Origin of the sequence: Polaromonas hydrogenivorans (assembly GCF_040105105.1) — a bacterium.
Lineage (GTDB): Bacteria > Pseudomonadota > Gammaproteobacteria > Burkholderiales > Burkholderiaceae_C > Polaromonas > Polaromonas hydrogenivorans.
This window is the reverse complement of the sequence record NZ_CP157675.1, coordinates 1,699,497-1,719,220: the sequence shown is the minus strand read 5'-3', so window position 1 is coordinate 1,719,220 and position 19,724 is coordinate 1,699,497. Positions and strand designations below refer to the sequence as shown.

The window sequence follows — 19,724 nt, the reverse complement described above, 5'->3', positions numbered from 1 at the left end:
GGCAAGCTCGCACCACGGCCTGCGCCTTAAAAACAGAGCAAAATACGGCTTTTGCGCACTATGCACGGGCATATACAGCTATCAATACAATAGCGCAACCGCCCGCGCTTCCAGACTCAGCCCCTGGCCGACCGGACCGAGCTTTTCGGCCGTCTTGGCTTTGACATTGACCTGGCTTTCCTGCAGTCCCAGCGCCTCGGCGATGCGGGTGCGCATCGCCGGAATGTGCGGCGCCAGCCGGGGCGCCTGGGCCACGATGGTGCTGTCGATGTTGCCGATGCGCAGGCCGCGCGCGGCCAGCAGGCGGCCGGTTTCGCGCAGCAGCAGCACCGAATCGGCGCCCTTGAAACGCGCATCGGTATCGGGAAAATGGCTGCCGATATCGCCCAGCCCGGCCGCGCCCAGCAGCGCGTCGATGATCGCGTGCAGCAGCACATCGGCATCCGAATGCCCGAGCAGGCCCAGTGTGTGCGCCACCTCGACGCCGCCCAAAATCAGCGTGCGCCCCGACACCAGGGCATGCGTGTCCCAGCCCTCGCCGATGCGGAATGGGAGAAGCGGGGCGATGGGAACGGAATTCATGAATCTGGCTTTCGTGGGATAAAAGTTTTATGCGGCAAATGGCGGCGACCGCATTCAGGCCACGCGGACCCGGCTCAAAAGAATCGCCTCGGCCAGCGCAAAGTCGTCCGGGTAAGTGACCTTGAAGTTCTGCGCGCTGCCGGGCACCAGCTTGGGCGCCAGCCCCAGCGCTTCGATGGCGCTGGACTCGTCGGTGACGGCCCTTCCCGCGCTTTCGGCAGCATCGAGCGCCTGCGTCAAAAGGCCGATGCGAAACATCTGCGGCGTTTGCGCCAGCCATTTGTCGCTGCGGTCCAGCGTGCCGGCAACGCGCCCGCCGGCCGCCTGCTTGAGCGTGTCGGGCAATTGATGCGCCAGCAGGCCGCCCACCTCGTCATGCTGGCAGGCGTCGATCAGCTGCTTGATTTGAGCCGGCGTGACCAGGCAGCGGGCGGCATCATGCACCAGCACCCAGTCCCTGGTTTGCGCCCCGGACTGAAGCAGCGCATCAAGCCCCTGGCGAACGCTTGTCGCCCGGCTGGCGCCGCCACACGCGGCCACGTCGAACTGTTTTTCGGTGATTGAATCAAAGAAACCGTCGCCCGGCGCGACCACCACCAGCGTTCGGGCCAGGCGCTCAAGCTCCAGAAAGGCCGCCAGCGTGTGCAGCACCATCGCCTGGCCGGCAATTTTTTGGTACTGCTTGGCCAGCCCGGCCACCACGCCGGCCCGGCTGCCCTGCCCGGCGCACGGAATCAAAGCAAAAAAACGGGCGCTGGAACGGGTATCGGCTGAGCTGGTCATCATCGCCTCATCATAAATTCTAAAATCAGGCCGATGCACCTTCCTTCACTTGTGACCGGCAAACGCTACACCCTGCCCCAGCCCACGGGTTCCGCCGACGCCCTGCTGCTGGCCCGCCTCGGGCAGCGCGAAAAAGCCGCCGGTAAACTCACCGCCATCGTCACCTCGGACGCCAGCACGGCCCAGCGCCTGATGGACGAGATGGCGTTTTTTGCGCCCGATTTGCGCTGCGCGCTGTTTCCCGACTGGGAAACCCTGCCCTACGACGCGTTTTCGCCGCACCAGGACTTGATCAGCGAACGGCTGGCGACGCTGTGGCGCATCTCCCAGCGCGACAAGGAAACCGGCGCCGACGTGGTCATCGTGCCGGCCACCACCGCGCTCTACCGGCTGGCGCCGCCCAGTTTTCTGGCCGGCTACACCTTTGAATTCAAGGTCAGGCAAAAGCTTGATGAAACCCGGCTGAAAGCCCAGCTCACGCTGGCGGGCTACAGCCATGTGACGCAGGTCGTCAGCCCCGGCGAATACGCGGTGCGCGGCGGCTTGATCGATTTGTTCCCGATGGGCTCGCTGGTGCCTTACCGCGTCGATCTGTTCGACGACGAAATCGACAGCATCCGCACTTTTGACCCGGACAGCCAGCGCAGCCTCTACCCTGTGCCCGAGGTGCGCTTGCTGCCGGGCCGCGAGTTTCCGATGGACGACGATGCGCGCGCCAAATTCCGCAAGCGCTGGCGCGAGTTGCTCGACGGCGACCCGACCAAGAGCCGCATCTACAAGGACATGGGCAACGGCGTGGCGACGGCGGGCATCGAGTACTACCTGCCGCTGTTCTTCGAAGAAACCGCCACCGTGTTCGACTACCTCGGCAAGAACGCGACGGTGGTGCTGCATGGCGACCTGGAGCCGGCCTTCCAGCGCTTCTGGCAGGACACCAAGGACCGCTACCGGCTGGTGAAGGACGCGCCCGACCGCCCCGCGCTGCCGCCCGAATCGCTGTTTTTGACCACCGAGCAGTTCTATACGCGCGCCAACGACTATGCCCAGCTGGCCCTGCGCGGCACGGTCGAAGACGTTGCCGACAACGCGCAATTCCAGAAACTCGGCGAAATGGCCGTGGTGCGCGGCGCCGAAGACCCGCTGGCCGGTTTCAAGCGCCATGCAAAAAACACCGCCCACCGCGTGCTGCTGCTGGCCGAAAGCGATGGCCGGCGCGAAAGCCTGCTCGATTTTTTGCGCGCCAGCAACGTCAGCCCGCCCGCTTTTGATTCGCTCGAAGACTTCCAGACCAGCATTGAGAAAATCGGCATCGCCACCGCTGCGCTGCACACCGGCTTCAGCTGGCTTGAAGAAAGCATCGACTTCGTCACCGAAACCGAGCTGTTCGCAGCCGGCGTCACCATCCGCCGGCGCAACAAGCGGCAGGAGCAGGTCAGCGATGTCGAAGCGCTGATCAAGGACTTGTCTGAACTGAACGTCGGCGACCCGGTGGTGCACAGCGCCCACGGCATTGGCCGCTACCGGGGGCTGATCAACCTCGACCTGGGCGAAAAAAGCCCCGACGGCTCGCCGCTGTTGCAGGAGTTTTTGCACCTTGAATACGCTGACAAGGCCACGCTCTACGTGCCGGTCAGCCAGTTGCACCTCATCAGCCGCTACACCGGCGTCAGTGCCGACGAAGCGCCGCTGCACAAGCTGGGCAGCGGCCAGTGGGAAAAGGCCAGACGCAAGGCCGCCGAGCAAATCCGCGATTCCGCCGCCGAACTGCTCAACATCTACGCCCGCCGCGCCGCCCGGGAAGGCCATGCCTTTCGCTACTCGCCCGGCGACTACGAGGTGTTCGCCAACGATTTCGGCTTTGACGAAACGCCCGACCAGAGCGCGGCGATTCACGCCGTCATCCAGGACATGATCAGCCCGCGCCCGATGGACCGGCTGGTCTGCGGCGACGTGGGTTTCGGCAAGACCGAAGTCGCCCTGCGCGCGGCCTTCATCGCCATCACCGGCGGCAAGCAGGTCGCGCTCCTGGCGCCAACCACGCTGCTGGCCGAGCAGCATTACCAGACGCTGGTGGACCGCTTCGCCAAGTGGCCGGTCCGGGTCGCCGAGATGAGCCGCTTTCGCTCGGGCAAGGAAATCACCGCCGCCATCAAAGGGCTAGCCGATGGCACGGTCGATATCGTCGTCGGCACGCACAAGCTGCTCAGCGAAACGACGAAGTTCAAGGACCTGGGCCTCTTGATCATTGACGAGGAACACCGCTTCGGCGTGCGCCACAAGGAGGCCATGAAAGCCCTGCGCGCCGAGGTCGATGTGCTGACGCTGACGGCCACGCCGATTCCGCGCACGCTGGGCATGGCGCTCGAAGGCTTGAGGGATTTAAGCGTGATTGCGACCGCCCCGCAAAGGCGTCTCGCCATCAAGACCTTTGTGCGCACCGAGGGCAACGGCGTGATCCGCGAAGCCGTGCTGCGCGAATTGAAGCGCGGCGGCCAGGTTTACTTTTTGCACAACGAGGTCGAAACCATCGAAAACCGCCGCCAGAAGCTCGAAGAGCTGCTGCCCGAGGCGCGCATTGCCATCGCCCACGGCCAGATGCCCGAGCGCGAGCTGGAGCGGGTCATGAAGGACTTCGTGGCGCAGCGCTTCAATGTGCTGCTGTGCTCGACCATCATCGAAACCGGCATCGACGTTCCCAGCGCCAATACGATTTTGATGAGCCGCGCCGACAAGTTCGGCCTGGCGCAGTTGCACCAGTTGCGCGGCCGCGTCGGCCGAAGCCACCACCAGGCCTATGCCTATTTGATGGTGCCCGACCTCGAAGGCCTGACCAAGCAGGCCAGCCAGCGCCTGGACGCCATCCAGCAGATGGAAGAACTCGGTTCGGGCTTCTATCTGGCGATGCACGACCTGGAGATTCGCGGCACCGGCGAGGTGCTGGGCGAAAACCAGAGCGGCAACATGCTGGAGATCGGCTTTCAGCTTTACAACGAAATGCTGGGCGAAGCCGTGGCGTCCTTGAGGGCCGGGCGCGAACCCGATTTGCTGTCGCCGCTCAGCGTCACGACCGAGATCAACCTGCACGCGCCCGCGCTGCTGCCGAGCGACTACTGCGGCGACGTGCATTTGCGCCTGAGCTTCTACAAAAAGCTGGCAACGGCCAAAAAGACCGACCAGATCGACGCCCTGCTCGAAGAACTCGTGGACCGCTTCGGCAAGCTGCCCGCGCAGGCGCAGACGCTGATCGACGTACACCGCCTGCGCGTGATCGCCCGGCCGTATGGCGTGGTCAAGGTCGATGCCGCGCCCGGCGTCATCACCATCACCTTCAAGAAAGACCCGCCGATTGACGCCATGGCCATCATCCAGCTGATCCAGAAAAACAAGCACATCAAGCTCGCCGGCAACGACAAGCTGCGCATCGAGCGCGCCCTGCCCGAAGCGAAGGACCGGGCGCAGATGGTGCGCGACGTGCTGCGGAGTTTGGGGCAGCCGGTGATAGAAGCAGCTACGACATAATTGACAGCCACTTATATAATTGCAGCTGTAATTAATTGGAGATTGCCATGTCCCAAGTCACTATCTATATGGACGACGACGCCATTGCCCGAGCCAAGGCTTCGGCCGCAGCGGCCAAACTCTCGCTCAGCGCCTGGATTTCCAAGCTCGTCAAGGAGCAAACCCCCGAGGTGGATGCCAATGGCTACCCCGTCGGTTTTTTTGAAGAAATCTCTGCCAATGCCTACCTGTGGAAAGACTTCCCTCTTGCCGAAGAAATGCGCGCGAACGAAACGCCCGACCTGCCACGCGAGTCCTGGTGATGTACCTGCTTGACACCAACACCCTGATCTATTTCTTCAAGCAACAGGGGCAAGTCGCAGCGCATCTACAAAATATCGCCGCCAGCCAGATTGCCATCCCGTCGGCGGTGCTGTTTGAACTGGAGTACGGTGTTTTGCGTTCCACCCGCCCTGAACTCCAGAGAAAAGGCATTGATGCGGCATTGAAGGTCTATGGCGTTGTAAGCCTGGACGACAAAGCGGCCAAGTCAGTCGCCTGGATCAAACACACACTGGAGGCGGCGGGCACGCCCATCGGGCACTTCGACTTGCTCATCGCCGGCACTGCACTGGTCCACGACATGACGCTGGTCACCCGCAACACCCGCGAGTTCGAGCGCGTGCCGGGCTTGCGCGTGGAGAACTGGTATGACGCATGAGGCGCACCAGCCAGAAGCCAAAACTCCAATGGCTGATTGGAGAAATCAGCTGGGCTAAAAACCTTGTCATTCCCGCGTAGGCGGGAATCCAGTCGTATGACGAAGACCGCGCTTCGTTCAAGCACCGTACTGGATACCCGCCTACGCGGGTATGACGATGTTGATGGTGATTTCAGCACGCATGCACAAACCCATAAAAATTATTGTTAGCCAAATGCTTAATGCGTCTTCAAGCAGCCACAAATCATGCAACCCGCCGTTTACATCCTCGCCAGCCAACGCAACGGTACGCTTTACATTGGCGTCACCAGCAACCTCGTACAGCGCATCTGGCAACATAAAAATGATCTGGTCGCAGGTTTCACCGAAAAATACGGCGTGCATGGCCTGGTGTATTTCGAGTTGCTCGACGACATGCTCAGCGCCATTACGAGAGAAAAGCAGTTGAAAAAATGGAACCGCGCCTGGAAGCTCGCCTTGATAGAAAAGCAAAACCCCACATGGCAAGACCTATGGCCAACGATTCTTTAAACCCGCCAGTCATCTTCAGGCCCGTCCCATCCGTCATTCCCGCGAAGGCGGGAATCCAGCGACACGGGTTGAACGCTCAAACGAGTCTGGATTCCCGCCTTCGCGGGAATGACGGTTTCCAGTGAAAAGCTGGGCCAGTTTTTTCATCGCTGCCCAAAAATTTATAAGAAATTGGCCTCTTGCGCATGCCGGTCGTGCATTAACAGCTATCAAAACAATAGTAAACTGATTTATGAACCCCATAGAACACTCCCCCGGCCTCGTCGTCAACATCGCCACGCCCGACCTCAAACTCAGCGACTTCAGGCTGATTGCCTTTGACATGGACTCGACGCTGATCAACATCGAATGCGTCGATGAAATCGCCGATGCGGTGGGCCGCAAGGCTGAAGTCGCCGCCATCACCGAAGCCGCCATGCGCGGCGAGATCACCGATTTCAAGGACAGTTTGCGCCGGCGCGTCGCCTTGCTCAAGGGCGTGAGCGTCGCGAGCATGGACGAGGTGTACCGCGAACGCCTCAAGCTCAACCCCGGCACGGCCGAACTGGTGCGCGCCTGCAAGGACGCGGGCCTGAAGGTGCTGCTGGTCAGCGGCGGCTTCACCTTCTTCGCCGACCGGGTGAAGGAGTTGCTGGACATTGACTACATGCGCGCCAACGTGCTGGAGATTGAAAATGGCATGCTGACCGGCCGGCTGGTCGATCAACCCTGGGGCGACATCTGCGACGGCGAGGAAAAGCGCCGCATGCTGATCCAGACCTGCGGCCAGCTGGGCATCAACCCGCTGCAGGCGATTGCCATGGGCGACGGCGCCAACGACCTGCCGATGATGGGCGCGGCCGGCCTGTCAGTGGCCTACCACGCCAAGCCGAAAGTGCGCGAGCAGGCGATGGTGGCGATCAACGCGGGCGGGCTGGACCGCTTGCTCGAACTGATGAAGTAGCCCAGTAGCCGCCCTGCCCGTCAATGCTCGCCATGCAGCTTGGCATGGATGCGCCGGATGTTGCGCCACACCACCCACAGCACCAGCGGAATCACCGCGCCGGCCAGCATTTCAGGGTTGACCGGCGCGCCCGCTGCCTTGGCCGCCTTGCCGCCGTAGAGCAGCAGGCTGATCACGTAGTACGAGATGGCGGCAATCGACAGGCCTTCCACCGTCGATTGCAGGCGCAGTTGCAGTTCTTGCCCGCGCGTGAGCTTTTCCAGCAGCAGCTGGTTCTGGCTTTCGGTGGCAATGTCCACCCGGGTGCGCAGCAGCGCACTGGTGCGCGAAACGCGTTCGGACAGCGACGCCAGGCGCTGCGCCGTGGCCGCCACCGTGGACATGGCGGGGGACAGGCGGCGCTGCATGAACTCGCCGATGGTCTGCGTCCCCGGAATGGCTTTTTCGCGCAGCTCGGTGATGCGCTGGCCCACCAGCATGTCGTAGGCGCGCGTGGCCGAGAAGCGGTAACCATGCTCGGCGATGGCGCGCTCCACGCGTGCCGCCAGCGACACCAGCGTGTCCAGCAGTTCCTGGTCGGACGCCGCCTTGTTCTCCAGCCGCGCCGTGATTTCCGCCAGCTGTCGTTCGGCCTCGCCCAGCAGGGGCGCCAGTTGCTTGGACACGGGCAGGCCGCGCAGCGCCATCAGGCGGTAGGTTTCGATCTCCAGCAGACGCTGCGAGACACGGCTGGCGCGCGTCTCGGACATGTCCGCCGGCGCGATCACCAGCATGCGCTCAAAGCCGTCGGCCCCGATGCAGAATTCAGTCACCGCCCACGAGTGCCCGTTGCCCAGTTGCGAAGCCACCACGGTTCGCCGGCCGAACCAGGCCTGCGCCTGCCCCATCAGCACCCGCTCGTCGGAAAGATCCCCGTGAACCATGGCCATCTGGATGGCCGCCACGGTATGCCCGGGAATGCCGCGCAGCCAGTCAGGCGTAACGACCGGGTCAGACAGCAACTCGGGGTCCGAGGCCCCCAGCTGTGCGTCGGCGGGCAGCGGCTGCACGATGGAGTAACGGGTGAATTCGGTGTGCCGCTCCCATTTGACCGTGTAACCCTCAAAGCGCAGACGCAGGAAGTTGCCGTGCAGGCTGTCCAGCGGCAATTCCTGCTGCCCGGGCAGGCGGCTCAGATGGTCGCGCTCCTGCTCGCGCGTCACGCCCGCGTTGAGCACGGCCACGTAGATGATGAGGGCCGGCAGCCGCACGCGGGCCGAGGGCCGCGCATGCACCTCGTTGTGCAGCTTGACACGCAACGGGTCGTCAGGCGGCAGGAAACTGGCCCGAAGGGAAAGTGAAGGCGGGTGGGAAGTCATGAATGGATACTGCTGTTTTGATAGCTGGATTCGCCCTGCCGGCGTTGAGAGGAAAGCCTGTTTGACACATGCCGGCGGGTTGGCCTCACGACGGCTTGCCGGCCAGGCCGGCCGTTTGCCGCCTTTGCACCTGCCCCGGCGCCGCGCTAGAGACTGGAACCCGGCCCGACGCGTGGCGCTGGCCGTTGCAGACCTCGTGGCTGATGGCCAGGTTCTCGGCGTGGCTGTTGCCGCCGTCGCTCAGGGCCTGGATGTGTTCCAGCGTCGCCGCCTCGGGCGTGACGTGTTCGCCGCAGACCCAGCAAGGCACCACGCCATGCAACTGGCGGGCAACGGTTTTGTACATTTTGATACGGAGGTGTCGCAAACTGCTCATGCGGGGATTTTCATTCAAAACCACGCGCATTGCGCCCTGCCTTTGGATGCGGTCAGCAATAACTTCCCTGCGTCATACCCGCGTCGGCGGGTATCCAGACTCGTTTGAGCGCTTCAGCCCGTGTTGCTGGATTCCCGCCTTCGCGGGAATGACGGACGGGGAGTTATTGTTTTACGCGGCGCCTTGCACCGCAACGGCCGCAGCAGGCTCGAAGACATACTGGATTCCGCCCTGGCCCCCGGGAAATGGCCCTGCCGCCTGTACCGCGCAGGCGCGCACATCCCACACATGCCGGATGAGTCCGGGCGTGAGCACGTCGGCGGTCCTGCCGCCGGCCACCACCTGCCCGCCTTGCAGCACCACGCAGTTGTCGCTGTAGCGCAGCGCCAGGTTCAAATCGTGCAGCACGGCGACCACGCCCACGCCCTGCCCGCTGGCCCGGCTGCGGGCGAGTTGCAGCATGCGGTGCTGGTGCTGCAGGTCGAGCGCGGCGGTCGCCTCGTCGAGCAGCAGCCAGCGGGCCGCCGGCATGCCATCGGGGCCGGCGACCGGCTCCCAGACCTGCGCCAGCGCGCGCGCCAGATGAACGCGCGCCTTTTCTCCGCCCGACAGCGTGTTCAGGGCGCGGTGCTGCAAATGGTCCACCGCCGTGGCCCGCATGGCCTGCAGGGCGATGGCCGACTCGTGCGGCACCGGCTGGCGGCGATGCGGGTAGCGGCCCAGCTCGACCACCTCGCGCACGCTGAAATCGAAAGCCACCTGCGTCTCCTGCGCCACGCAGGCGCGCAGCCGCGCCAGCGCGCCGTGCGGATAGTCGGCCAGCGCCTTGCCGGCCAGGTGAACCTGCCCCGCCACGGGCCGGCGCTGGCCGGTCAGCACCGACATCAGCGTGGACTTGCCAGCGCCGTTGGGGCCGAGGATGGCTGTCACCTGTCCGGCCGCAAACCGGGCCGATGCAGTTCGCAATAAGGTTTTTCCGGCCACTTCCACCGTCACGCCGAAGGCTTCGAGCCGGCTGCACACCGAAAAATCCGTCAGGCTGCGCGCGTTCACAGCCGGCTCCTGAAGTGGCGCAGCAGCAGCAGGAAAAACGGCACGCCGACAAACGCCGTCAGCACGCCCAGCGGCAACTCGGCCGGCTGCACGGCGGTGCGGGCCACGGCGTCGGCGGCCAGCACCAGGGCGGCGCCCAGCAGCGCCGATCCCGGCAGCACGACGCGGTGATCCGGCCCGGCCACCAGCCGCACGCAATGCGGCGCCACCAGGCCGATGAAGCCAATCATGCCGGTGGTCGCCGTGACCGACCCCACCGCCAGCGCCGTGACCACCACGGCAACACCCTTGACGCGCTCGACCGGCACGCCGAGCAGGGCCGCCTGCGACTCGCCCAGCGCAATCGCATTGAGCGGCCCGGCCAGCCGCATGCCGGCGCACACGGCGACCCCCACGATGCTTGACACCAGCGCAACGGCGCTCCAGCGCGCCCCGCCCAGGCTGCCCAGCAGCCAGAACTGGATGCTGCGCAACTGCTCGTCGCTGGCCAGGAAGGTCAGGTAGCCCAGGCCGGCGCCGGCCAGCGCATTGATGGCGATGCCGGCCAGCAGCATCAGCCCGACGCGCGTGCCGCCGTCCTGCTGCGACAGCGCATAGACCAGCAGCGTCACCGCCAGGCTGCCCATGAAGGCCGTCAGCACCAGCGTCCAGCTGCCGAGCGTGCGCGGCAGGTCCGGAAACCACGCGCTGCCCAGCACGATGGTGATGCCCGCCGCCAATGCCGCGCCGCTGCTGACGCCGATCAGGCCGGGGTCAGCCAGCGGGTTGCGAAACAGGCCCTGCATCAGCGCGCCCGACAGGCCCAGCGCGCTGCCTGCGGCCACGCCCAGCAAGAGGCGCGGCAGGCGGATGTTCATGAACACCAGGTGCTCCGGCGTGGGCGGGCCGGCCCGGCTTGAGAGCCCGAGCGCGTCCAGCAGCACATTCCACAGCTCAAAAGGGCTGATTGCGTAAGCACCACGGGCGCTACCAGCTATGAAAGCAATAGCAAGCAGCGCCATGCCGCTGCCCAGCACCGCCCGCTGCGGCCAGCGCCGGCCGTCGCCCTTCAGTCCAGAAAAACTCATAGCCCTGCCCGGCGCCGGGCCGCGTGCGGGGCCGACTGCACCAGCAGCAGCCGGTTGCCGTCGCAGTCGCTGATGCCCCATTCCATGCCCCAGTCCCTCTTCAGCAGCAAAGGCGGCGTCTGGCCGGGCGCCGACTGCAGCCACCGATGCCACATTTCGATGCAATCGACCAGCAGGCGGCAGGCAATGGTTTCAGGCGCCATGTCGGCCCGGCGCTGCCAGAGCTGGACCGTGACCGATTCGCGCTTCAGGATGGCAATCACGCCCCGGATGTTGTGCAGGACTTCAAAACCCCATTCGCCCCGGTAAAAGGCCAGCGTGCGGCTCAGGTCGGGGCAGGACAGGATGGCGGGCGTGCCGGCTCGGAGCATTTCTTTCATGGCGTCTTCCTTCATGCGGCCACCTTCAGGGCGGCCTGGTGCAACTCGGCCACGGCCTGCGGCAGGCGCGGGCCAAAACCAATCAGGTACAGCGCATCGAGCGCCACCAGCGCGCGGCGCTGGTAGGCGGGGGTCAGGGCCAGGCCGGGGCGTGACCAGAATTTATCCAGCCCGCCGCTGGCTTCAATGCCCTGCGTGGTGGTGATGATCAGCTCGGGCGCGGCACTCACCAGCGCTTCGGCGGTCATCGGGCGGTAGCCCGCGAAGGCGCTGGCCTGTCCATCGGTGAAAGCGTTGACAAGCCCCGCGTAGTCCAGCATGGCATGCGCGGCGGTGTTGCGGCCGGCCACCTGCGGGCTGGCGCTGTGCGACAAAATGAAAATCGCCCTGGGCTTGCGCCCGGCATGCCGCGCCACCGTGGCCTGCACGCCGGCCCATTCGGCGTCCAGCCTGGCCTGCAGGGCCGTGGCCTGGGCGGTGCGCGACGTGGCGCGCCCCACGGCCGCCACCTTGCGCCGCACCTCGGACCAGCTGTGGTCGGCCTCGACCAGCTCGACCTTCACGCCGGCGCTGCGCAGCTGGTCCATCACCACGCCGGGGCCGGCTTCGGTGGTGCCGATCACCGTATCGGGCTGCAGCGACAGCAGGCCCTCGGCCGACAGCTGGCGCATGTAGCCGACCTTGGGCGTGCGCAGCGCCGCCGGGGGAAAGACGCTGGTGGTGTCAGTTCCGGCCAGTTGCGGTCCGGCGTCCAGCGCGTAGGCGATCTCGGTCATCGCCCCGTTGACCGAGACGATGCGCGGCGCCCTGGGTGTCGCCGGCGTCTGGCTCCACGCAGCAGGCGCAGACAGGGCGCAGGCGGCGAAAGCCCCCGGGAGTGAGAAAAGACACAAGGCCGCGCGCCGCGACAGGGCGTGGCAAGGCGTGTCGGGTGGGTTGTTCATCGGCATTCTTTCGGTGAGTCATGGGTGGATTCCGTTGGGTTTTTCAGGATTGCAAATTCGGCAAGCGCGGCAGGCGCGCGGCAATGTCGCGCCAGGCCTGCTGCTCGGGAACGCCGGGCTTGCGGCTGCCGAAGAACATCGCCATCAGCTCGCCGCGTGCATCGAAGATTTCCACCGACGTCACCACGCCGTCGGCCGTGGGCTTCTTGACGATCCAGGCGTTCTCGATCATGTCCTCTCGCAGGTGCAGGCTGAAGCCGGCATCCAGCACATTGAGCCAGCGCGCCGTGGCCGTGACCATCGGCTCGATGCGCCTGACCGGGCCGCTGTGGATCTGGATGCAGCCGCTGCTGCTGACGAACACCATGATCGAGGTGCCATCGAACGCCGCCTCGTCGAGCAGGACGCGCACGATGCCGGGCTCGGCGCGTTCGGTAAAGCGCCCCTCGACCAGCCGGAAAGCCTGCTGGCGCTCGACGCCGAACCGGCTGATCAGCCCGAAGAACTGATGCGTGTCGGTCATCTCGCTCCAGCCTTGCGCCAGGCCTGCAGCATCGAGTTCGGCGTCGGGTTTGGGAATCGGTTTGGGCGGCGCCGGGGTGAATACACAGGTTTTGTCCCCTTCGCTGAACTGGCTCACGATGTCATTGAAGGCTGCCCGGTCGGTTTCGGCGCGCACGAACACCTTATGCACCGCCACGCCATGGGCATCAAAAAACTGCAGGCTTTGCGAAGGCGGATTTTTGGGCTGGCTGGCGGGCTCATACACCGCGAAACCCGCATGCCAGCGGCCAAAGAAGAGGCGCAAATCAATGTCTTCACCCAGCGCCAGCCCCATGTGGCCGCTGGCGCTGATGTTTTCATAGACGCCGGTTTTCTCATGCACGGTCGATTCGTTGCGCGTCAGCGCCATCACCGGGCCGCACAGCTGCAGCGCCTGCAGCACCTCCACCCACGGGCCGTGCAGCGGCGTGGCCTGCAGGCCATGCTCATGAACGGCCGTGTGGGCGGCGATGGCCTGGCCTTCGCTCACACCCAGGCTTTCGGCGGCGTCTTTTGCGCGCTTGCCGCTGCGGCGGGCCGCACTGAAAAGCTCGCGCAGATGGGCCGGGCTGATGGAAGCGGCCATGGCTTCGGTGGCAGGGTTTTCCGGCAATGCCCAGGTCTGGGTCTGAAGCACGGCGCTCATTGCACGGTCTCCGGGGTGGCGTGCCACAGCGCGCGATGCGGGTCGGAGCGAAGCGGCTCAGCGTGGCCGGAGGGCGCCGTGGCCTGATCCGCGCCGGCCGGCGCATCGCCTTGCCGCAGCAGCCGAACCCAGAAGACGCGCAGGTTCGCGGCGGTCGCCCTGAAGCCGGGCGACGCCATCGGGTGATCCGCCAACTGGGCCAGGTTGGCAATGATCTTGTGGCTCATCATCTGGCGGTGCCGGTCGCAGCAGCCCTGGGCAATGCCGGTCATGAGGGCCAGCGTGCCGGCCAGCAAGGCTTCGGCGCTGGGCATGTCCTGGTCCGCGATGGACCGGACATCGGGGTCATTGATGCCGTGGTCGGGAAACGGGTTCATGGAGGTTCCTTTCATGAAAATCAACAAAAAAACAGGGCGAAATCAAAAATCAGCCACCAGCGAGACATTGAAGTGCCGCCCCGGCTGGGTGTAGGCATCGGCCACCAGCGAGGTCGCCGACAGGCCGCGCACGTCGGACCAGTTCCAGTACTTCCTGTCCGTCAGGTTGGCAATGCCGGCGTTGATGCGCAGCGTCGGCTTGATGCGCCACTGGCCGCTCAGGTCGAGCGTGGTGGCGGCGGGCACGGCGAATTGCGTGGATGGCGCGGCCACGAACACATCGCCGGCCTTCTTGGCCGAATGCCGACTGGCGTCCAGCCGCACATCCCAGGCGGCGGTTGCGTATTTCAGGCCGACATGCAGCGTGGCCGGGTCAATCGAGTTGAGCGGCCGTCCGGTGGACTTGTCGGTGCCGCGTGTCTGGCCGTAGCTGAACGGCACGCTGACGTTGCCGCCGGCCACCCTGCCCCAGTCCATGCCGCCCTTGACTTCAAAGCCGCTGATGGTGGCGTTGCCGACGTTGATCGACTGGAACACCGTCGGGTTGCCGACCACGCCCGCGCCGCCGACCGTCACGTTGTCTTCGATCAGGTTGTTGAACCGGCCGGTGAAGGCGGCGACATCCAGCGTGAGCCGCTCCAGCCGGCCGCGCACGCCGATTTCAAGGTTCCTGCTCTTTTCAGGTTTCAGGCTCGGGTTGGAAATGGTCTTGTAGAACTGGGTGACGTTCTCGAAAAAGCCGTTGAGCTGGCTGGCGTTGGGGGCCTTGAAACCGCTGGCGTAGTTGCCAAACACACTCCATTCGGGCGTGGCGCGCCACAGCAGGCCCAGCTTGGGCGACACCGCCGAGCCCGACAGCGACGCCGCCTGCGCGACAAAGCCGGCCTGGCTGGCGTCGAGCTTGAAACGGTCCAGCCGCACGCCGGGCGTGACGCTCCAGCGGTCGCTGATGAACTCGTCCTGCAGGTACAGCGCCGCGCTGGTCTCCCGGGTGTCCGGGAAGCGCTTGAGCGGAAAGGTCTCGCCGGCAGCCGGCACCTGGCCGGTTTGCAGGTTGACGATGTCGGCGCGCGAAAAGTCGGCGCCGTAGGTGATCTTCTGCGACCACTCGGGCGACAGCCGAAGGGTCTTGTCGGCCTGGATGCCGGCCTGCCAGCTGCGCTCGTCATAAGTCATGTCGCGCACCCGGTCGAGCGAGGTGTTGCGGTTTTCAAAGGTGTACTGGCGCGAGGCGGCGTCCTGGTAGCCGAGCACCGTCTGCAGGTTGTCGGCCAGCAGGCTGTCGGTCTTGTAGCGCGCGTCCCAGGTCAGCCGGGTGCGCTCGGCGGTGCTCAGCGCGTTGCCGTTGAGCACCGAATTGGCCGTGAGCGGCGGCTTGGCGCGCGCGGTGAGCAGCTCGTAGTCCGATTGTTTCTCGACATGCTCCAGCGTCATCACATGCTTCTGGGCCGCCGTGGGCCGCAGCACCAGCTTGGCCAGCAGCGCGTTGGCCTTGTCGGTTTGCGGATTCGGGCGGGTGCGGTCCACGTTGGCCGAGTCGTTCGTGCCCTGGTTGTCCAGCGCCTTGGCGCGGCTTTGACTGGCCGACAGCAGCCATTCCACCGACTCGCTGGCCCGCCCGGCCACGGTGGCGCTGACCGCCAGGCCTTGGTCGTCGCCGCTGTAGCTGGTGGAAGCGCGCCCGCCGATGGATTTGCCTTCGGCCAGGAAATCGGCCGGCTCGTGGGTGATGAAGTTCACCAGCCCGGCCAGGCCGTCCGAGCCGTAGAGCGCCGAGGCCGGGCCGCGGATGATCTCGATGCGCTTGAGCAGGTCGATGGAAAACGAATCGCGCCCGAAGGCATAGCTGCCAAACACATAGCTGCGCGGCGCCCGGATGCCATCGACCAGCAACAAGACCCGGTTGCCGTCGAGCCCGCGCAGGTTGAAGCCTTCATTGCCGCCGCGCCCGTCGCTGCTGCCGCCGATCAGGCCGAAACGCGCCGGGGCACGCTTGACCGACACGTTGGGCAGGTAGCGGGCCGCATCGCGGATGTCGCGGATCTGGCCTTGCTCGATGTCGGCGGCATTGATCACGTCCACCGACATCGGCAAGTCGTCGCTCAGCTGCTCGTTGCGCGAGCCGCTGACGATGATTTCCCCGAGCGACTTGACGGCGATCCGCTGGGCGCCCTGCCGCGCCTCTTCAGGCAGGGTCTGCGCCTGCACCGTCAGGGCGCAGCCGCAGGCCAGCGCCATGAACACGGGAAATTTGCGCAAGGCATAGGGAACCGGCGTTGCGTGATACGAAACGGAACAGGCCGCCCGGCTTGCCGGTAGAAAGATTGCTGCCACGATGAAGCCCTGAAAACAGTTGAAAACAACCGCTGGCTGCAACACCGGAAAACTCCGGCCTTGGTGGCTGGCTGAAAATGAATGTCGGTTTATTTTATGAGAATGATTCTCATTTGATCCAGAAAATCTCAATGCCTGTTCAAGCAGTCAGGGTATTCATTTCGATGGGTTTGCCCGGAAAAGATGAAAATCAATACCTGCGGACTGCCCCATAATGCTATGTTTTTAATAGCTGTCAACGCAAGCAGTGCATGCGCAAAAGGCATAAATGTCTTGGAATTTTATGCCTGGGAGCCACCCGGCGCCGCTATGCAGAGGCCTGATGACGCCAGCGGCGCCCGCATTACCGCAATTTGCGCGGAATTTCCGTCGGCCAGGGCATTGTTTGGCGATGGATTTTTGCTTGCCTCATGCTGCAGGCATACCGACAATAAGCCGGTTACAAACCACCAAAGGAGTTCCCATGAAGGGCGACGCACAAGTCATTTTTTTCCTGCAGGCCCAGCTCAAGAACGAGCTGACGGCCATCAACCAGTATTTTGTGCATTACCGCATGTTCAAGCACTGGGGACTGGACAAGCTGGCCAAGAAGGAATATGAGGAATCCATCGGCGAGATGAAGCACGCCGACCGGCTGATGGACCGCCTGTTCATGTTAGATGCCCTGCCCAACCTGCAGGATCTGGGCAAGCTGATGATCGGCGAGGACGTGCTCGAAGCGCTGAACAGCGACCTGGCGCTTGAAACCGCCGCCCAGGCCACCGTCAAGGACGGCATGGCGCATTGCGAGAGCGTGCGCGACTACGTCTCGCGCGATTTGCTGCAGGACATCCTGGACGACACCGAGGAGCACATCGACTTCCTGGAAACCCAGATCGAGCTGGCCGCCAAGGTCGGCATCCAGAACTACCTGCAAAGCCAGATGGGCGAGATCAGCTAGGCGCCACGACGCCAGCCGACGCTCTGTCTGGGAGCCGGCGCATTGACCAAAAGGGGCCTCATGGCCCCTTTGTTGTTTTTTAGCCGCAAATCAAAAAAATCTTTACATTGCTGATGCAAATTATTACGAATCATTCTCATTAACTATAAAATTCAGCCTCAACTTCACAAGCCAGCCAAGCCGCGTCCCAAGGGATTGCGCCAAGCCAGCCAAGCCATTTTTCTGTAACCCGGTTCATCGCCAGCTAAGGCATGACCACGCTTGGAGGCCATCTTGGCACACCCTTCCGCACGCCCTGCCCGCACTCGGCACACCGCAAAATCCCGTACCAGCCACGCCGGCAATCCTTCGTCCAATGACTTGCGGCCAAGCCCCTTGTCTTCTGAACGGGCACTGCTGCCTTTGGGCGCGCTGATGCTGGCCGTATCGGTTTCGGGCTGGGCGCAAAGCACCGCGCCCACAGCCGACTCCACCGCGACACCATCGACCAAAGCAACCCAAACCGAAGGCAAAAGCCTGGCGCCCGTCACCGTCACCGGCACGCGCGACCGTGCGGCCCAGACCTACCAGAGCGGCATCACCAGCGTCGGCAAGATGCCAGTGCCCGCCAAGGACATTCCGCAGTCGCTGACCGTGGTGAACGACAAGCTGATTCACGACCAGGGCAAGGACAGCTTCAAGAGCGCGCTTGAAAACGTCATCGGCATCACCTTCGAGGCCGGCGAAGGCGGCCGCGTGGGCGACAACATCCGCCTGCGCGGCTTCAGCGCGGCGGGCGATATTTACCTTGACGGCATGCGCGACATCGCGCAGTACAACCGCGACGTGTTCAACACCGACCGGGTCGAGGTGCTGCGCGGCGCGGCGTCCATGCTGTTCGGCCGGGGCTCGACCGGCGGCATCGTGAACCAGGTCAGCAAGCAGCCGCGCCTGATCACCGAGCACGAGGTCAACGCGACCATCGGCACCAACAACTACCAGCGCTATCAGGGCGACTTCAACTTCAAGCTGGCCGACGACGCCGCCCTGCGCATCAACGCCATGGCGACCGACAGCGACGGGCGCGGCGACAATGCCGGCGCCTCCACGCACCGGCGCGGGCTGGCGCTGGACTACCGCCTGGGCATCGGCACCGCCAACGAATTCGAGATCAGCTACTACCACCTGCACTACAACGACAAGCCCGACTGGGGGTTTGCGTGGTTCGAGGGCAAGCCGGCCCCTTCGCCCGTCAACAAATACTGGTACGGCCTGGACAGCGACTTCCAGAACGACAAGGCCGATGCGGTGACCCTGTCGCACACGCACCGCTGGGCCGATGGCAGCAGTCTGAAAACCAGCGTGCGCGACGGTCATTACTCGCGCGCCATGTGGGCCACGCAGTCGAGTTTCCCCACCGGCACGACCAGCCTGAACCTCAATCCCAACACGGTGGTCAACCGGCGCACCAATGCCAAGTCGGGCGAAGAGCACCACACCTTCCTGCAGACCGACTACCTGACCACGACGAACTGGTTTGGCCGCAAGAACAGCCTTCTGGTGGGCGCCGAGTACGCGCTTGAAAAATCCAGCCGCTCGACCTATCCCTTACTGGCCTCCGCCAAACCCGCCACCACGGTCGGTAACCCAGGCAGCGCCGGCATCAGCGGCAACCTGACCCAGCACCTGGCCACCGAATTCAAGGCCACCACGCTGGGCCTGTATGTGCAGGACACGATTGAGATCGCGCCCTACTGGAAGCTGGTTGGCGGCCTGCGCCTGGACAATTTCAAGGGTGAGTATGACCGCTCAGGCAACGCCGCGCCCAATAATACGCCGCTCTCGCGCTCCGACAGCCTGCTGAGCAAGCGCCTAGGCCTGATGTTCCAGCCCACCGAAGAGGTCAGCTACTACGCCGCCTACGGCACCTCGTTCAACACGTCGGGCGACCTTTACCAGTTCGATCCCACCTCGGCCAACACCGAACCGGAAAGCAGCCGCAACATGGAAATCGGCGCCAAGTGGGAGCTGTACAACGGCGACCTGTCGTTCCGCACGGCGCTGGCGCGCACTGAAAAGTACAACGAACGCAACACCGACATCGACACCGCCAACAACTCCTACCTGCTGTCGGGCAAGCGCCATACCGACGCGCTGGAGTTCGAGATTGCCGGCCGCATCACGCCGCAGTGGGATGTGTTCGCGGGCATCGGTTTCCTGAAAGCGGTGATTGACAAATCAGGCTCGAACGCCGCAGGCCAGGCCGAAGTCGGGCAAAACCCGGGCCTGAGCCCGACCCGCCAGGCCAACCTGTTCACCACCTACCGCATCGGCGACAAATGGCGCATCGGCGGCGGCTTCACGGCCGTGAGCCAGAACAAGCCCGCCAACAGCGTGACCAGCACCAACCGCGCGCCGGGCTACGTCAAGGCCGATGCCCTGCTGGAATACCGCATCAATCAAGACAACACCGTCAAGCTGAACATCGACAACCTGTTCGACAAGGTGTACTACAACACGCTGTACCGGGGCTTTGCCGCGCCAGGCGACGAACGCAGCGTGCGCCTGACTCTGACCAGCAGGTTCTAAACTTCAGCGCTTGCCATCGCGCGCCTTAAAACTTCGGGCATTCCCGCCAGTGGCCGGAATGCCCGATTCACTTTGGAAAT

18 protein-coding genes are annotated in these 19,724 nt (G+C 64.3%); 7 read left to right on the top strand and 11 right to left on the bottom strand.

The window, feature by feature from the left end; genetic code table 11:
• Positions 1–81 precede the first annotated feature (81 nt).
• A complete protein-coding gene (gene ispF / locus ABLV49_RS08095; protein ID WP_349281100.1) occupies positions 82–582 on the bottom strand; it encodes a 2-C-methyl-D-erythritol 2,4-cyclodiphosphate synthase in 501 nt (166 codons plus the stop codon).
• Positions 583–636: 54 nt separating this feature from the next.
• Positions 637–1,365: a 2-C-methyl-D-erythritol 4-phosphate cytidylyltransferase gene (gene ispD / locus ABLV49_RS08090; RefSeq protein ID WP_349281099.1), complete on the bottom strand. Its 729-nt coding sequence runs from the start codon at positions 1,363–1,365 to the stop codon at positions 637–639.
• A 33-nt stretch (positions 1,366–1,398) separates the two neighbouring features.
• On the opposite strand from ispD, the gene mfd reads away from it, so the two are divergent.
• The 5 genes from mfd (at position 1,399) to serB (ending at position 7,058) form a co-directional block, all read left to right on the top strand.
• Complete coding sequence (gene mfd / locus ABLV49_RS08085; RefSeq protein ID WP_349281098.1) at positions 1,399–4,884, top strand: transcription-repair coupling factor; 3,486 nt, start codon at positions 1,399–1,401, stop codon at positions 4,882–4,884.
• Positions 4,885–4,931: 47 nt separating this feature from the next.
• Entirely contained in the window at positions 4,932–5,186 is a 255-nt protein-coding gene (locus tag ABLV49_RS08080; RefSeq protein ID WP_349281097.1) for a hypothetical protein, read from the top strand.
• Complete coding sequence (locus ABLV49_RS08075; protein ID WP_349281653.1) at positions 5,186–5,584, top strand: type II toxin-antitoxin system VapC family toxin; 399 nt, start codon at positions 5,186–5,188, stop codon at positions 5,582–5,584. Before ABLV49_RS08080 ends, ABLV49_RS08075 begins: the two co-directional genes overlap by 1 nt.
• Before the next feature lie 246 nt (positions 5,585–5,830).
• Positions 5,831–6,115: a GIY-YIG nuclease family protein gene (locus tag ABLV49_RS08070; RefSeq protein ID WP_349281096.1), complete on the top strand. Its 285-nt coding sequence runs from the start codon at positions 5,831–5,833 to the stop codon at positions 6,113–6,115.
• A gap of 232 nt (positions 6,116–6,347) precedes the next feature.
• Positions 6,348–7,058, top strand: coding sequence for a phosphoserine phosphatase SerB (serB, locus tag ABLV49_RS08065; RefSeq protein ID WP_349281095.1), 711 nt, complete (start codon positions 6,348–6,350; stop codon positions 7,056–7,058).
• Between the two features lie 20 nt (positions 7,059–7,078).
• On the opposite strand, the gene ABLV49_RS08060 is transcribed toward serB, so the two are convergent.
• From ABLV49_RS08060 to ABLV49_RS08020, 9 genes are all read right to left on the bottom strand, one after another.
• A complete protein-coding gene (locus ABLV49_RS08060; protein WP_349281094.1) occupies positions 7,079–8,416 on the bottom strand; it encodes a DUF3422 family protein in 1,338 nt (445 codons plus the stop codon).
• A gap of 85 nt (positions 8,417–8,501) precedes the next feature.
• The gene (locus ABLV49_RS08055) at positions 8,502–8,762 is read right to left on the bottom strand and encodes an HNH endonuclease (protein ID WP_349281093.1); all 261 of its coding nucleotides are present in this window, start codon (positions 8,760–8,762) and stop codon (positions 8,502–8,504) included.
• Positions 8,763–8,963: 201 nt separating this feature from the next.
• Positions 8,964–9,845 carry a heme ABC transporter ATP-binding protein gene (locus tag ABLV49_RS08050; RefSeq protein WP_415838032.1) on the bottom strand — a complete coding sequence of 294 codons (882 nt, stop codon included), beginning with the start codon at positions 9,843–9,845 and terminating at the stop codon, positions 8,964–8,966.
• Entirely contained in the window at positions 9,842–10,912 is a 1,071-nt protein-coding gene (locus ABLV49_RS08045; protein WP_349281092.1) for a FecCD family ABC transporter permease, read from the bottom strand. The genes ABLV49_RS08050 and ABLV49_RS08045 overlap by 4 nt, the downstream gene beginning before the upstream one ends.
• Complete coding sequence (locus ABLV49_RS08040) at positions 10,909–11,292, bottom strand: hypothetical protein (RefSeq protein WP_349281091.1); 384 nt, start codon at positions 11,290–11,292, stop codon at positions 10,909–10,911. The genes ABLV49_RS08045 and ABLV49_RS08040 overlap by 4 nt, the downstream gene beginning before the upstream one ends.
• 11 nt (positions 11,293–11,303) lie before the next feature.
• Entirely contained in the window at positions 11,304–12,236 is a 933-nt protein-coding gene (locus ABLV49_RS08035; protein WP_349281090.1) for a heme/hemin ABC transporter substrate-binding protein, read from the bottom strand.
• Positions 12,237–12,279: 43 nt separating this feature from the next.
• Positions 12,280–13,425 (bottom strand): hemin-degrading factor, encoded by a 1,146-nt coding sequence (locus ABLV49_RS08030; protein ID WP_415838033.1) that lies wholly within the window; start codon positions 13,423–13,425, stop codon positions 12,280–12,282.
• Complete coding sequence (locus tag ABLV49_RS08025) at positions 13,422–13,802, bottom strand: hypothetical protein (protein WP_349281089.1); 381 nt, start codon at positions 13,800–13,802, stop codon at positions 13,422–13,424. Before ABLV49_RS08025 ends, ABLV49_RS08030 begins: the two co-directional genes overlap by 4 nt.
• Positions 13,803–13,844: 42 nt before the next feature.
• Positions 13,845–16,061, bottom strand: coding sequence for a TonB-dependent hemoglobin/transferrin/lactoferrin family receptor (locus tag ABLV49_RS08020; RefSeq protein WP_349281088.1), 2,217 nt, complete (start codon positions 16,059–16,061; stop codon positions 13,845–13,847).
• 538 nt (positions 16,062–16,599) lie between these two features.
• Here ABLV49_RS08020 and bfr point away from each other — a divergent pair.
• Together bfr and ABLV49_RS08010 are read left to right on the top strand one after the other, a co-directional pair.
• Complete coding sequence (gene bfr / locus ABLV49_RS08015) at positions 16,600–17,076, top strand: bacterioferritin (RefSeq protein WP_349281087.1); 477 nt, start codon at positions 16,600–16,602, stop codon at positions 17,074–17,076.
• Positions 17,077–17,349: 273 nt separating this feature from the next.
• Positions 17,350–19,644: a TonB-dependent receptor gene (locus tag ABLV49_RS08010; protein WP_349281086.1), complete on the top strand. Its 2,295-nt coding sequence runs from the start codon at positions 17,350–17,352 to the stop codon at positions 19,642–19,644.
• Positions 19,645–19,724 lie beyond the last annotated feature (80 nt).